The following is a 13,582-nucleotide window of genomic DNA, read 5'->3' on the forward strand; positions in this document are numbered from 1 at the left end:
ACCCCTACATTAAAATACATAATGATTTACACCCGTATAATAACTTTCCCAATACTTTTGCCGGATTGAAAATATTTCAACGCACTAATCAGTTTATCAAACGTAAAAACTTTCCCGATGTGAGGTTTCTTCAGCTTCATATCAATTATTTTGTTGAGCATTTCTCTCAACTCTTCCGGATGATCCCACAAATAAATCAGATTGAAGCCCATCACTGAACGGTTTTTATCTGAAAGAGAAAGCGGATCAATCTTTGGCCGGAATAAATATTTTGGAATAACTTTTAATAGATTTGGCTTTGAGGATTGTGACATAAACTGAGCACCACCGTAAATAATTATTCTTCCTGAAGGTGCAAGTGCATTAAAACTAGCTTCAAATACTTTCCCACCGATTGATTCAAGAACAAGATTAGGCTTTCGTTCTCCAAGAGCGTGAGTGAGCTGTTTACCGAAATTATCTTTCCTTACAATTATTTCATCATAATCTTCGTTGATTAAAAAATTCCTTTTTGATTCTGAACCTATTGTTCCGATTGTATAAGCGCCAAAATGTTTTGCGATTCTGTTTGCAAAAATTCCAACACCTCCTGCAGCACTATGAATAAGTACTGTATGGTTCGGTTTTAAATTTCCAAGTTCAAATAATGAATAATATGCTGTTAACGGCTGTACTACCATCGCCGCACCTTCTTCAAAAGTGTAATCATCAGGAAGATGCAGAATATATTTTTTATCAATATTTAAATGAGTTGCATAAGCACCGAATCTTATTGCACCCATAATTTTTTCACCTATATTGTATTCGTTTACATTTTTTTCTTTGTCGATAATTATTCCGGAGTATTCAAGACCAGGAACAAAACTTCCTTTAGGTGTTGCACTGTATAATCCTTGTATTGCAAAAAGATCGGCGAAGTTCAATCCGATAGCTTTTACCTCCACTGTCACTTCATTTTCTGAAGGTGGTTTCATGTGTTCTTTATAGAGCTGTAAATTATCTATCGAACCAGCTTTTTTGATCCGGTATGTTTTTCTTTTAAGAATAGTGTCTGAATTGCTTTCCATTATGCCTTCTAAAAAAAAGTTTTTAATTATTTTGGAGACCTAATATAAAATTACTTTAACAATCAATTAACTTTTACTGAGTGTTTGTGATGAGAAAGATATATTATTTTACCTTTGGCTTTTTAACAATTCTCACTTCTTTCAGCTTTGCTCAATCCTACTTTGGAGTAGATTTCGATACAGTTAAAGCGCAGAAGTTCGATATGGGAAAAATGTGGACGTTTGAAAATCCTCCGCTCGATTATTTTGAAGAGACTTACGATTTCAGACCAGATCAGGAATGGCTGGATCACGCACAGAAATCAGCATTAAAGTTTGGCGGCGGATGCTCTGCTTCATTTATTTCTGAAGATGGATTGATAATGACAAACCACCATTGCATTCGCGGAACGCTGAGAGATTTGAGCACCGACGAAAAAGATTTGCTGAAGTATGGATTCTATGCTGACAAGCAGGAAAACGAAATGAAAATCCCAAATTTGTATGTGAGTCAGTTAATGCTGATAAAAGATGTAACTGAAGAAATTCAAACCGCAATGAATGAAGTAACATCAGATTCCGAAAAAGTTTTAAGAAAAACCCTGAAGATCGAAGAAATCAAGAAACGATTTTCAGAAAAAAATCCGGAATTGATGTATTCAGTTGTCTCACTTTACTACGGCGGGAAATATTCGCTCTATGGTTACAAAAGATATAATGACATCAGACTTGTTTTTATACCTGAGCTGATGGTATCCAAGCTTGGCGGCGATTATGATAATTTTACTTATCCAAGATACGGATTCGATTGTGCATTCCTTCGTGCTTATGAAAATGATAAGCCGGTTAAGACAGAATATTATTTCAAGTGGAGTTCTGATCCAATTTATGAAAACCAACCTGTTTTTGTTGTTGGAAATCCGGGAAGCACGAACCGGTTGTATACAGTTGCTCAGCTAGAGTATATAAGAGATTTTCAATTTGGATTGCAGTCACCGATGAGGAAAGAGTTGTACAAAATTTATGATGAACTCGTAAAGGAAACCAATGCAGAAGATATGAAGCTGGTAGCTACTTTGTTTAATGTAGGTAATGGTTTGAAAGTTTATGAATCAACAAACCTGGCGTTGCAGGATCCTTTTTTTATGGCCAGGAAAAAAGACTTTGAGAAAAACTTCAGCCATGACATTTATTGTGATCCGGATTTGACAATTAAGTACGGCAGTATCTGGAAGAAAATTGAGGATAACAGAAAAGAAGCTTCAAAATATGCCAATGAAATATTTGCTCTATCCATCAGCTCAACTTATTCACCAAAATATTTTTTTATAGCAAGAGATTTAATAAAACTTGCAGAGCAGTTAAGTCTTGCAGAAAACGAGCGTGAGGAAGCGTACAAAACGGAAAACCTGAATAGTCTGATTGAAAATATTTTTCCTGCAAATTTTGATAAGAGGGTGGAAGATAGAAAGCTTTTAGTTCATTTGGGGGTAGTGAAGAATAATCTTCCTCCGGAAAATGAGATTGCTCATATTTTGTTACTCGGAAACGATGTGAAATCATCCTCAGAACTGATTCTCTCAAAATCTTTAATTACAACCAGGGAAAATGTTGTATCATTAGCTAAATCTGGAGCAGAAGCAATCCTCAATTCTGATGATACATTTATCAAATTTATTTTAGCAACACGCGATAGATTGAAGGAACTGGATTTAGCAAATAAAAATCTTGAAAGCTCTGATATCGTTAATAATCAACTGCTTGGTGAAGCTTTATATGAAGTTTTCGGTGACGCAATTCCACCTGATGCAACCGGAACTCTCAGAATATCTGACGGAATATTACAGGGTTATGATTACAACGGAACAAGAGCACCTTACAAAACAACATTCTATGGATCACTGGATCGTTATTATTCATTCGATAAAAAATTTCCTTATAGTCTACCAGATTACTGGGAAAATCTACCTGAAGAATTTGATCTTTCTGTGCCATTTAATTTTGCGAGCACCTGCGATATCATTGGAGGCAATTCGGGGAGTCCCGTAATAAATATTGATGGTGAAATTGTTGGCCTTGCATTTGACGGAAATATGGAAAGTCATTCCGGCAGATTTATTTACACAACGGAGTTTAACAGAACCGTAAGTTTAAGTGCTGAAGGAATGATAGAAGCCATTCGTGATCTCTATAAAGCCGTAAATTTATCTTCGGAAATATTAAATAGTAAAATCAAATAAAAACAGGAGCAAACGTGAAAACTTTTCTATTCCTAATTCTGCTAAGTTCATTTGTGATTGCACAGAATGTTAAAGACCATCAGCAATTACCAAATGACCGGCCGATAAGCATTATTGAAAGAATCTCTTACAATCTTGAGATGCTCGAAAGGGATTATTTAACCAAGCTTAGTTACCGTGATTATGTGCGTGCTAAAGATATTCTAATCGAGACTTACGATCTGCTTCTTACAATTCCACTTCCGCCGCCGCCAACACCAATAGAAGAAGGGCCATTTCCGATAAGTGAAGAAGAATTCAGTGATCTTGTTGAAAGTATTGAAAATGAATCCTTCCAGGAAAATCAGCTTTCGATCGTTCAAATTTCATCACGTTATAATTTTTTTACGGTTAACCAGGTAGTAAGAGTGATTGAACTATTTTCTTTCTCCGAAGGCAAGCTGAAAACGCTTGAATACTTATATCCAAACGTACTTGATAAATTCAATTCACACCAGATAATTAATTCATTTACATATTCATCTGACAAAGAAAAAGCAACCGAAATTATCAACAGGAATTAAATATGGCGATAACATATTCGGAATACCTAAAGCTTGGGGAACTGCTCGACAACCAAAAATGTCTATCGAATGATCACGATGAAATGCTCTTTATTGTAATTCATCAAGCGTATGAGTTGTGGTTTAAAGAGATACTTCACGAGCTGGATTACTTAAGAAGACTTTTGCTATCAAATGATTTGCCGAGAGCACTTCATACAACAAAACGAATTCTTACAATATTAAAAGTGCTTGTTCATCAGACAGATATACTTGAAACGATGACACCGTTGGAATTCCTTACTTTTCGCGACAGGCTTGAATCTGCAAGTGGATTTCAGTCATTCCAGTTTCGTGAACTTGAGTTTGCACTAGGACAAAAGAATGAGCAGATATTAAATCGTTTCAATGAACTGAGTGATGAAAGAGTAAAACTTCAGAAAAGATTTGAAGAGGAATCTCTGTGGCAGGTTTTCCTTGAATATTTGAGATTGAACGGTTTTAAAATAACTGATGAAATGATAAAAGCTGATAAGGAAGATGAATCAACCGGATTGAAAGAAATCCTGATTGATGTATACAACAGCAATTATATGATTGCGCAATTTTGCGAATTGCTTGTCGATCTTGATGAAGGCTTCCAGGAATGGCGTTACAGGCATGTTAAAATGGTTGAAAGAACAATCGGAACAAAGCAGGGAACAGGCGGTTCCGATGGAGTTAAATATTTGATGGCAACTTTATCGATCAAATTCTTCCCTTTGCTTTGGTCAATCAGAAAGGATTTCAACAAATGAATTTTAAACCTGAAGAACTCTTCAATTCTCCAAATAAACTTGCTGCTCATTATTCCAAATTTAAAGTTGAAGAGAGAATGTTATTTACAGGTCATTCACATCAAGCCTGGCCTGACTGCGGATTTGAAGCTCAGCAGGAAGCGTGGATTGATGCAGCAAATCTTGTCGATGACAAATGGGATAAAGCTTTTCAAAAAGCAGAAGAAGTAAAAACAGGCTATTCAAAACTTCTTGGTGATAATTCCGGGTACATAACCATTGCGCCGAGCACCCACGACCTGTTAATAAAATTATTTTCAGGACTACCTCTGAAAGATAAACCAAGAATCGTTACAACAGATGGTGAATTTCATTCTATTCGCCGCCAGCTTGACCGTTTAAGTGAGGAAGGAATTGAAATAGTGAGAGTTCAATCGCTACCTGTTTCAGAAGTTGTTGAAAAATTAATTTCTGCATGCAAACCTCCGAAACAAGAAAAGACTTCTGCGGTTTATGTGTCATCTGTGTTTTTTAATTCCGGATTAATTCTTCGTGGATTAACAGAGCTTGCCGAATTCTGTGACAAAAACAATATTCCTCTGATTATCGATGCTTATCATCATCTGAATGTTGTTCCATTTTCGGTAAAAGAAAACAAATTACAAAATACTTTCATCGTCGGAGGTGGATATAAATACTGCCAGCTTGGTGAAGGAAATGCGTTTTTAAGATTTCCGAAAGACTGCAGTTTACGACCGGTAATTACAGGCTGGTTCAGTGAGTTTAGTGTGATGTCAGAAAAGAAAAAGCCGGGAGAAATTTTATACGGAGAGAAAGGTGATTTATTTGCAGGTGCAACTTATGATCCAACTAGTAATTACAGAGCTGCCAGAGTTTTTCAGTTTTTCAATGAGATGAATCTTTCTCCGGAATTTTTGAGAGGAGTAAGTCAGCATCAAATAGGTTTATTGATAGATGAATTTGATAAGCTCGATCTCGATCCAAAAATAATTAAAAGAGATACAACCGTTTCTCCAGAAAATATTGCAGGCTTTCTTGTTCTTTATTCTGAATTTGCCGGAAAAGTTTCTGAAAAGCTGAAAGAAAAAAATGTGTGGACAGATTACCGTGGTAATGTTTTGCGTTTTGGTCCTGCACCATATATTTCTGATGAGCAGATTAAAGAAGCAATGAAGATTTTAGGAAATGTTATTGAAAGTCTTTGACCTTCGTTTATTCGGCTTTGATAACAGTCCCTACTTTAGCTGCTTCATTAAAAAGTTGTTCAGTAAGGATAATGTTATCTTCAATTTCAAATCCGGCATTCTTCAAACCGTTTGCGAGCCAGGTATTACAGGTGTTAAATAAATGATACTCTCCGTTCGCTTTAAAGAAATAAACTCTGTTTAAGTATTGAGTGCTTAAAATTTTAATATTTTCTTCAGCATCTCTCCAAACAGTATCAGCAATATAATTTAAAAGAATTGTTAATTGTTCATTGTTAATTTTTAATTCAATTACTATCTCTGAAATATTAAAATACTCCAGCATAGAAATGTAGATACCTTCAATTCGTAAAGTGCTTGGTGTTGAATGAAAAAGTGCCTGGTAAGCAAGATCCCAGTCGAAACCCGGATACTGGTAAAAAGCTTCATCACCCCAGCCGATGTCTATTAATTCTGCACCGGAAAAATATTTTACTTCAGGCAGTATCGTTGTATCCAGATCTTCAGTATGAAAAACAATAGCGGTGTGCCATCTTTGCTTAATCAGATAAATAGTGTAAAGTGAATCATCCTGAAGAAATTGTTTTGCCGACTCATTAGAAAATCCGCAACATTCCCAGATTGATTTCTCCACTTCGAGTCTCGGAGAAGTGTGCAGAAAAAAGAAAATTACCGGAAAGATTACTAAGTTATTCATGTAAATTTTTAAAAGTTCTCTTTTTACTAACATAAAAGAAATTATCGTGAAAATCTTCCCTCAAAATAGACCTCCATCAATCTTACTCTTAATCTTACTCATACTCATACTCTTACTCTGCGATTTAGCAGTTTCCCAGCAGCTGAATGGGAAATACACAATCGTAATTCACGGTGGTGCCGGATCAATGAATCCAAATATGGAAGAGTCATCAAAGCAAGCGTATCTGAAATCATTAACTGCTGCACTAAATATTGGAAAAGAAATTCTTGAAGAAGGAGGAAAAAGTCTTGATGCAGTTGAGCAGGTTATAAGATTTTTTGAAGACGATTCACTCTTTAATGCAGGAAGAGGTGCAGTGTTTACTTCAGCAGGCACAAATGAATTAGATGCATCGATAATGGATGGGAGAGATTTATCAACAGGTGCAGTTGCCGGGGTAACGATAATTAAAAATCCAATTTCACTGGCAAGACTTGTGATGGAAAAAACTTCACACGTATTATTTGCTGGAAAAGGAGCAGATGATCTTGGTATCAAACTCGGAGTAGAAATAGTTGATCCTTCATACTTTTTTGTTTATGAGAGATATGAAGAACTTAAAAAAATGAGAGAGAAGACAAAAGGAACAGTTGGCTGTGTTGCTATTGATCAGTACGGAAACATTGCTGCAGCAACTTCTACCGGCGGAAGAACAGGTAAAATGCCGGGAAGAGTTGGTGATTCGCCATTAATAAATGCCGGGACTTATGCTAACAACAAAACCTGTGGTGTTTCTGCAACCGGAGTTGGTGAATTGTTTATAAAGAATACCGCATGCTATCAGATTTCTGCACTGATGGAATTTAAGAGTTACACATTGCAGCAAGCTTGTGGTGAAATAATATTTAATATTCTACCCGAAAATTCGGGAGGAATAATTGCAGTTGATAAAGATTATAATTATGAACTTACATTTAATACATCAAGTATGATGCGTGGAGTGGCAACATCTGATGGATTTTTTGAAGTCAAAATCTGGGAATAATAAAATAGGAGATTTAATGAGACCTGAAGCTGGTGACTACGCAACTTACTACGAAAACTATATTAAGCTTGTTGAAGGTGACGATATTCTGAAAATACTCAATGAGCAAAGCAAACGGACGCAAGACATTTTAAATTCGTTCTCTGAGCACAAAGGTAATTACAGGTATGCTGATGGAAAATGGACTGTCAAAGAAGTTATTGGACATCTGCTGGATACAGAAAGAGTTTTTGCTTATCGTGCTTTATGTATCGCAAGAGGGGAAAAGAAATCACTGCCGGGTTTTGATCAGGATGATTATGTGAAGGAAGGAAATTTCAACAGCCGTGAATTGTTTGAGTTAAATTATGATTTCAGACTTCTGAGAGAATCAAATATTCTTATGTTCAGAAGCTTTACTCCTGAAATGATGAGAAAAAGAGGATACGCAAACGACACTTCTGTAACTGTCCTGGCGATTTTATATATGATTGCCGGTCACGAAAAACACCATATGAAAATACTGAAAGAAAAATATCTGTAAGGAAATTATCCTCCGAATATTTCTTTTATTATTCTGTCAGTAGCACCAACGTTTTTGTGGACAAAATCAAAAGAACTTTGTCCGCATTTGTTTAGTAAGTTTTCATCGTTAAATAATTTCCGCAGTTCCCGGTAAAATTCCTTCTTATCTTTTACTAATATTCCACCGCCGGCTTCGACCAAATTTTTTGCTTCTTGTGAATTATCAATTTTGGGTCCGAACAGAACGGGAACACCATACACAGCAGCTTCAAGTACATTGTGGACGTTGATTTTAAAGCTACCGCCGATGAATGCAGCGCCAGCGTAACTGTAAAGTATTGACAAAACTCCAATTGAATCAACAATGATAACCCGCTGATTGTTATAGTTGTTTATATGCGATAAGCGGATTGTATCTGTTTCTCCGGAAAATTCATGCTCCAATTTTTCAAGATGAAGCAATGTCGGTTCATGAGGCGCGATAATCAACAATGCACGTTTATCGTTCTTCAATAATTTTAAGAAGACAGGAATTAGAACGTCTTCATCCTGCTGCCAGGTGCTTCCGGCGACAAGTACTCGCTTGTTCTTCAGTATTTCAGGATTAATGATTTTTGCATTTTTTGATGCAAGACTCCTGTTATAAACTCTGTCAAATCGTGTGTCGCCAACAACCTTTATCTGAACATTTTTGCATTTGAAGCTTTTAAAACCATCAGCATCCTCTGATGAAACTGTCAGTATTTTGGAAAAATCTTCAAATAGATATTTATGAAATGATTTTGCTAGCGGAAATTTTCGCGGTGATTTTTTCTTCATCGTTGCATCAACTAGAAGGCAGGGAATTTTCTTTTCCTTCAATGTCCAGATATGATTCGGCCAGATATCATATCGCATGAATACAGCTAAATCAGGTGACACAATATCAATAAATCTTTTAGCTCTCCATTTAGAATCGAAAGGTAAATAAGTAATAATGTCGGCATACGGATACTTCTTTGAATTTTCGTATCCTGAGGGAGAAAAGAAGCTCACTACAATATTTGTGTTGGTTTCTTTTTTAAGTTTTTCAATTATCGGTTTTGCCTGTTCAAATTCTCCCAGCGACGAAGAATGAAACCAGATTATTTTTTTTGTTAAGTCCAAACTGAGCCGGGTTAAAATCAAATCTTCAAATATTCTTTTCCTGCCGGATATTCCAGTACGTATCTTCTTATTAAATAGCGAGATGAAAACGAGAGATACATAGAGTAATGGAATGAAGAAGATATTGTATAGAATTTGCCAGAGATTCTTCATTGCACTGCCAGAAGATTTTTCAAACTCTGAAATGCTAGTTCCGGTTTTATATCCTTCAAGCATTTGAAATGACTTTTAGGACAGCTCGCTCTTCCAATGTGTGTGCACGGTCTGCAGGAAAGATCTTTAATCTCAAGTTCGATGCTTTTTGCTTTGTAAGGATAAAAACCAAATTCTTTTACTGTTGAACCGAAGAAAGCAATTACGGGAACTTCCATAGCTGCTGCAAGATGCATTAAACCTGAATCGTTTGTATAAACTGCTTTACAAATTTTCATATTTGCTGCTGTTTGAGATAAGCTGTCGCAGCAAAGATTAATTGCACTATTGAGATGACTTGCAATTTCATCAGCAGATTTCGATTCATCTATCCCGCCAAACAAAATTACTTTGTATCCCGCCGATTCCAGTTTCTTTCCGAGATCGATAAAATATTCCAGCGGCCAACGTTTTGTGAAATGCTTTGCTCCGCAACACAAACCAATGTAGGATTCATTCTCTTTAAATCTGGAATCAGTTGATTGGTTTGTAAAATATTCAAGTCCTTCTTCATCAAGTTGAATATGAGCAGCAGCTGCATATCTTTCAGGAATTTTATCTGCGTGTTTGAGCATATTGATTTTGAAATGAACCAGCAGGAATTTTTTTAAGTTGTTCTTTTTGAATTTCAGAACAGGGCATTTCAACTTTTTGACGATTTCTCTTGATCTGAAATTATTTTGCAAATCAATTACGAGATCATAATTATTCGACTGAAGTGAGCTTATTAGCGAATGATTCTCCGATTTATCTCTTCGATAATTATAAATAACATCTATGTAAAGATTATTCTGAACTAAATCATTGAACTCTTCTCTCAATAAAAAATCTAATTGAATTGCTGGATATTTTTTTTTGATAGATCGAACCAAAGGTGATGTCAACAAAACATCACCGATAGAGCTGAGTCGAATGATTAATATTCTTTTTATTCTTGAATATTCAATTACCATATTTGAAGCAAAATTTGCATTAAAAATAAGTAATTATTGATTACACCCGAAACAAATATTGAAGTTTAGCATATTTGGAATTAATTTAGCACTTAAAATTAGAAAGATTTGATATGACGACTCTGACACCTCCCGGAACAATTGAATTTCCTCAGACATCGCTTGAGAAAAAAGTTTACAGCATTGTTGAAAGCTTTGGTGAGCACATCCCGATTACTAATGATAAAAACAGACTTGGATACTGTTTGTTTAAGTATATGAATAAGGAAGGTGATCCGCCAGCCGTTGCGTTAAGAAGTGCGAAGATTAAAGTTGTCGGCATCTCAATAGATGAGCTTGCTCAAAAAATTGATGCCGAGCTTAAAAAAATATCTGTGTGAAAATACCTAGTTAACCGGTACTTCTGCTTCAGCCATAAATTTCTCGACTGTTCTCACATCTTCTTCACTGCCAATAAAAACAGGTACACGCTGATGAAGTTTTTCCGGCTGAATTTCCATTATTCTTTTCTTACCGTTAGTTGCTCTTCCGCCAGCTTGTTCTACAATGAATGCCATCGGATTACATTCATATTGTAATCGTAATTTGCCATGTGGATTTCTTGAATCAGCAGGATACATAAATATTCCGCCATACAAAAGATTACGATGAATATCGGCAACCATTGAACCGATGTACCTTGATGAAAAGGGACGATTAGATGCTTTGTCCTCTTCCTGCAAATACTTGATATATTTTTTTAAACCTGGATGCCAGTAAAGATAATTACCTTCATTAATGCTGTAGATTTTTGATTTCTTTGGAGTTTGAATATTCGAATGAGAAAGAAGAAATTCACCAAAGGCAGGATCGAGAGTAAAACCATGCACACCGCTTCCAGCTGTATATACAAGCATCGTACTTGAACCGTAAATAACATAACCTGCTGCTACCTGGTTGATTCCCGGCTGTAAACAATCTTCCATTGTTCCCGGTCCGCCATCCGGAGAAACTCTTCTGTAAATAGAAAAAATTGTACCTATGCTGATGTTCGCATCGATGTTTGATGAGCCATCCAGTGGATCAAAGAGAAGAACGTATTTACCAATATTAAATCTTTGTGGTATTTGAATAATATCTTCTTCCTCTTCCGATGCCATTACGCAGAGATGTCCGCCATGATCCATTGCCTTAATTAACATCTCGTGTGCGAGTATATCAAGTTTTTTAACTTGTTCACCGTGAACATTATTATCACCCGTGTAACCTATGATGTCCACAAGTCCTGCTTTGTTTACTTCCAGCGAAATAACCTTTGCAGCTAATGAAAGATCGTGAAGCAATTTTGAAAGTTCTCCGGTTGCACCAGCATATTTTGATTGTTCCTCAATTATGTGACGACCTAAAGTCATAAATTGTGTGGTTGGCATGATTCTACCCTCTAATTAATTGATGATCTCAGGAAGCAAGGATTTCCTGATCTTTATATTGTAGCTGGTACAATTTATAATAAATTCCCTTTTTTGCAAGCAATTGTTGATGGTTTCCTGTTTCTCTGATCTCACCTTTGTGCAAAACGATGATTTTATCAGCATTTTGTATTGTTGAAAGCCTGTGTGCAATTACAATAGCAGTCCTTCCTACTAAAAGTTTTTCAATAGCTTGTTTAATCAGATGTTCTGTTTCAGTGTCGATACTTGAAGTTGCTTCATCGAGAATCAGGATTTTTGGATTGTAAGCAAGTGCGCGTGCGAATGAAATCAGCTGCTTTTGACCAACACTTAAAGTTGCACCACGTTCTTTTACTTCCTCGTCATATTTGTTGGGAAGCATTTCAATAAATTTATCGGCACCAACTATTCTGGCTGCTTCAATTACCTGTTCATCAGTTATTGATTCGTCATTCAGATTTATGTTTGATTTAATCGTCCCTGAAAACAAAAATACATCCTGCAGCACCATCGAGATATATTTACGCAGTTCTTTTTTATCAATCTTTTCAATTTCGATTCCATCTAAAAGAATTTTACCTTTGTTTATATCATAAAATCTTGTGAAAGTATTTATGATACTTGTTTTACCTGCGCCGGTATGACCAACAATTGCAACCGTTTCACCCGGATTAATATTGAATGAAATATCTTTTAAAACATAATCTTCACCGTTGTAAGCAAACCATACATTTTTGAACTCTACGCTTCCTTCCACATTTCCGAGTTTTACGGGATTATCAGGATTCTTAATTATTGTCTTGTTATCCAGTAGTTTAAATATCCTTTCGGATGAAGCCATTGCAGTCTGCATTATGTTGTACTTTTCGGAAAGATCACGGATTGGTCTGAAAAACATCTCGGTATATTGAATAAATGCAAAGAGAACTCCGATTGTCAGGGCATTCTGTACCACTTCGCCTCCGCCGTACCATATTATCAGACCAACGGCGATTGCGCTTAAAAGCTCCACACCGGGATAAAATACAGCGTAATAAAAAATCGATTTGATATTTGTTCTTTTGTAATCATCATTTATTGATGAGAATTTTTTAAACTCATCATTCTGCTTGTTGAAAATCTGAACAACACTCATTCCTGTTACGTGTTCCTGCATATATGCATTTAATCTTGCGAGATACAGTCGTACATCACGATAGCTTTCGCGTGCTTTTTTCCTGAACAAGAAAGTACCGTAAATTAAAATTGGAAGCACGGTAAGTGTAACTAGTGACAAGGAAACATCCATAAAAAACATGAACACGAGTATTCCGATAATTACGAAGATATCATAAAATACCATCACAATACCGGAAGAAAACAGTTCAGCAAGAGCTTCAACATCATTTGTGGCACGAGTTACTAACCTGCCGATTGGTGTTCTGTCAAAAAATTTTAATGCGAGTGTTTGAATGTGATTGAAGATTTTTGTCCTGATATCATACAAAGTTTTTTGCCCGATAAACTGAGTAAAGTACGTCAGGAAGTATTGTATTGTTGCCTGAAGAATTAAAGAACCTAAAAGTATTAGACTGATTAGGAGAAGTCCATTGTAATCAGATTTACTGATATAATCATCAACAGCAATTTTTGTTAACATTGGCCCGATTGCACTGAGTATTGCCACGAATACATTTAGTACAATCGCGAAAATTACGTACTTCTTGTACGGTTCAATAAAGCGAAGCAGACGCTTCATCAATTTTGCGTCATACGCTTTACCTAAAACTTCATCTTCGCTGAAAATGTCTTGTGCCATCGGCT

Annotated in this window: 13 protein-coding genes; 7 read left to right on the top strand and 6 right to left on the bottom strand. The window is 36.0% G+C overall.

All coding sequences use genetic code 11. The features are described 5' to 3' along the window. Positions 1–26 precede the first annotated feature (26 nt). Positions 27–1,067 (bottom strand): zinc-binding dehydrogenase, encoded by a 1,041-nt coding sequence (locus IPM14_05940; protein ID MBK9097664.1) that lies wholly within the window; start codon positions 1,065–1,067, stop codon positions 27–29. Positions 1,068–1,156: 89 nt separating this feature from the next. Here IPM14_05940 and IPM14_05945 point away from each other — a divergent pair, with 89 nt between their 5' ends. The 4 genes from IPM14_05945 to IPM14_05960 are packed head-to-tail and all read left to right on the top strand — an operon-like array spanning position 1,157 to position 5,830. Next, positions 1,157–3,286, top strand: coding sequence for a S46 family peptidase (locus IPM14_05945; GenBank protein MBK9097665.1), 2,130 nt, complete (start codon positions 1,157–1,159; stop codon positions 3,284–3,286). Positions 3,287–3,300: 14 nt separating this feature from the next. Further along, positions 3,301–3,849, top strand: coding sequence for a DUF4476 domain-containing protein (locus IPM14_05950; GenBank protein MBK9097666.1), 549 nt, complete (start codon positions 3,301–3,303; stop codon positions 3,847–3,849). 2 nt (positions 3,850–3,851) lie between these two features. Further along, positions 3,852–4,625, top strand: a complete 774-nt coding sequence (locus IPM14_05955; protein ID MBK9097667.1) for a tryptophan 2,3-dioxygenase — start codon at positions 3,852–3,854, stop codon at positions 4,623–4,625. Then, on the top strand, positions 4,622–5,830 hold the full coding sequence (locus IPM14_05960; protein ID MBK9097668.1) for a kynureninase: 1,209 nt from the start codon (positions 4,622–4,624) through the stop codon (positions 5,828–5,830). The genes IPM14_05955 and IPM14_05960 overlap by 4 nt, the downstream gene beginning before the upstream one ends. A gap of 7 nt (positions 5,831–5,837) precedes the next feature. Here the strand turns inward: IPM14_05960 and IPM14_05965 are convergent, their stop codons facing one another. Continuing rightward, positions 5,838–6,527 (bottom strand): DUF2459 domain-containing protein, encoded by a 690-nt coding sequence (locus IPM14_05965; GenBank protein MBK9097669.1) that lies wholly within the window; start codon positions 6,525–6,527, stop codon positions 5,838–5,840. Positions 6,528–6,606: 79 nt separating this feature from the next. Between IPM14_05965 and IPM14_05970 the strand changes: the two genes are divergently transcribed. Both IPM14_05970 and IPM14_05975 read left to right on the top strand, forming a co-directional pair. Further along, a complete protein-coding gene (locus IPM14_05970; GenBank protein MBK9097670.1) occupies positions 6,607–7,554 on the top strand; it encodes an isoaspartyl peptidase/L-asparaginase in 948 nt (315 codons plus the stop codon). A 16-nt stretch (positions 7,555–7,570) separates the two neighbouring features. Then, complete coding sequence (locus tag IPM14_05975; GenBank protein MBK9097671.1) at positions 7,571–8,077, top strand: DinB family protein; 507 nt, start codon at positions 7,571–7,573, stop codon at positions 8,075–8,077. Between the two features lie 5 nt (positions 8,078–8,082). Here the strand turns inward: IPM14_05975 and IPM14_05980 are convergent, their stop codons facing one another. Then, positions 8,083–9,357: a 3-deoxy-D-manno-octulosonic acid transferase gene (locus tag IPM14_05980; GenBank protein ID MBK9097672.1), complete on the bottom strand. Its 1,275-nt coding sequence runs from the start codon at positions 9,355–9,357 to the stop codon at positions 8,083–8,085. Continuing rightward, positions 9,354–10,349, bottom strand: a complete 996-nt coding sequence (gene waaF / locus IPM14_05985; protein MBK9097673.1) for a lipopolysaccharide heptosyltransferase II — start codon at positions 10,347–10,349, stop codon at positions 9,354–9,356. Before waaF ends, IPM14_05980 begins: the two co-directional genes overlap by 4 nt. A 113-nt stretch (positions 10,350–10,462) precedes the next feature. Here waaF and IPM14_05990 point away from each other — a divergent pair, with 113 nt between their 5' ends. Beyond that, the gene (locus IPM14_05990; protein ID MBK9097674.1) at positions 10,463–10,729 is read left to right on the top strand and encodes a hypothetical protein; all 267 of its coding nucleotides are present in this window, start codon (positions 10,463–10,465) and stop codon (positions 10,727–10,729) included. A 6-nt stretch (positions 10,730–10,735) separates the two neighbouring features. Here IPM14_05990 and fbp read toward each other — a convergent pair whose 3' ends face one another. Both fbp and IPM14_06000 read right to left on the bottom strand, forming a co-directional pair. Further along, positions 10,736–11,758, bottom strand: a complete 1,023-nt coding sequence (gene fbp / locus IPM14_05995) for a class 1 fructose-bisphosphatase (protein MBK9097675.1) — start codon at positions 11,756–11,758, stop codon at positions 10,736–10,738. Between the two features lie 28 nt (positions 11,759–11,786). Next, positions 11,787–13,577 carry an ABC transporter ATP-binding protein gene (locus IPM14_06000; GenBank protein MBK9097676.1) on the bottom strand — a complete coding sequence of 597 codons (1,791 nt, stop codon included), beginning with the start codon at positions 13,575–13,577 and terminating at the stop codon, positions 11,787–11,789. Between the last annotated feature and the right edge of the window lie 5 nt (positions 13,578–13,582).

Source organism: bacterium (assembly GCA_016716565.1).
In the GTDB taxonomy this organism is placed as follows: Bacteria; Bacteroidota; Ignavibacteria; order Ignavibacteriales; family Ignavibacteriaceae; genus IGN2.